Raw genomic sequence first — 1,454 nt, 5'->3', positions numbered from 1 at the left:
GGGCCCTGGAAGCCTAGATACAGGGCAAGCTTCTTGGAGAAGCGGTCAAACGGCGATTCCTCAACCGTGAAATCCACCACTGCTGGCCGAAGGCGTACAAATTCCTTAAGTACACATCGACCCAATGTGGGAGGGGGCTTGCCCCCGATAGCGGTGGATCAGCCAGATTATCTATTGCTGACACACCGTCATCGGGGGCAAGCTGAACTGGTCAAGTAATCCCGGACACCGATTACGGTGTTTATGCCGCTTTTTGCTCCATGGCTATTGGCGACAGGTAGTTGTTGTAGCTGTGGAGCCTGATTCGGTTGTATCGCATGAAGAAGCTGGTCATATCCCGCCTGGCTTCTTCAACTGTCGTGTAGCCCTTATTGGGCACCCACTCTGATTTAAGCGTCCCAAAGAAACGCTCTGTTGGCGCGTTGTCCCAGCACTGCCCCCTGCGGCTCATGCTTTGCGTTATCCCATGCTCCAGCAGCTCGGACTGAAAGAGCTGGCTGGTGTATTGGCTGCCTTGATCCGAATGAAACATCAAGCCTGCATGTTTGCCTCGAACCTCCACCGCCATTCTCAGCGCCTTGCTAACCAGGTTGGCGTCGTTGATCAGGGAAAACGCCCAGCCAACGATTCGGCGGGCGAACAGATCAATGACCGCTGCCAAGTGATACCAACGTTTACCAACCATCAGGCTGGTAACGTCGCCGCACCAGGCCTGATTGATTGCGGTTGGCTCGAAGTTACGCTCGAGCAGATTCTTGGCCACAAATGCTTCGACGCCTCTAGAGCGATACTGATGGCGGCGGCGCTGTCTGCTGGCCAGATTTGCCTCCGCCATGAGTTTTCCGGCCAGATGCCGTCCCACCTTGATCTGCTGGGCTTTCAAGTGCTGAGAGATCATCCGCGCGCCTGCACTTCCCCGGCTTTGGTCATGCAATTGCACGACTTTTGCTCTGAGCGCGTCACGCTTGGTATTCGGCACTGAGCGACGCTTAAGCCAGTCATAAAACGCGCTGCGGGAAACGCCCAGCGCACTGCAAAGCAGGCAGGTCGGATACGAACTCGACTCTCTCAGCTCCTCGATCAGGAAAAACGATCGGGATCCGACATCAAGAGAGCCGTAGCCTTTTTTAAGATTTCAGCCTCGGTCTCCAGGCGCTTGACCTTGGCTCGCAGCTGTTGAAGCTCTCGCTGTTCATCGCTGATTGCCTTAGTACCTGCCACTGGCTGCCCTTTCTGACGCTCTTTGCGAACCTGCTCAATCCAACGGCGCAGAGCCGTGGGGCCAACCTCCATCGACGCACAGACGTCAGGAACTGAGCAGTTATCATCAAGAACCATGCTTACAGCACGTTGCTTGAACTCGCGGGTGTAGGTCTTTCGCTCTTGCATGAAACCTCCTGATTGGGCGAATCATATCGCCCTTAAGAGGTGTCCGGGAGCATTAGGCCAGTTCA

General features: G+C 55.3%; 2 protein-coding genes. Both read right to left on the bottom strand.

Going from position 1 to position 1,454, the window contains the following annotated elements; all coding sequences use genetic code 11:
* Positions 1-241 precede the first annotated feature (241 nt).
* On the bottom strand, positions 242-1,072 hold the full coding sequence (locus BFP89_RS01385) for an IS3 family transposase (RefSeq protein ID WP_256097288.1): 831 nt from the start codon (positions 1,070-1,072) through the stop codon (positions 242-244).
* Positions 1,073-1,080: 8 nt separating this feature from the next.
* Positions 1,081-1,389, bottom strand: coding sequence for a transposase (locus tag BFP89_RS29155; protein ID WP_065883309.1), 309 nt, complete (start codon positions 1,387-1,389; stop codon positions 1,081-1,083).
* Positions 1,390-1,454: the final 65 nt, after the last annotated feature.

Source organism: Pseudomonas sp. 31 R 17, assembly GCF_900004915.1.
In the GTDB taxonomy this organism is placed as follows: domain Bacteria; phylum Pseudomonadota; class Gammaproteobacteria; order Pseudomonadales; family Pseudomonadaceae; genus Aquipseudomonas; species Aquipseudomonas orientalis_A.
This window is presented reverse-complemented; position numbering and strand designations above follow the sequence as displayed.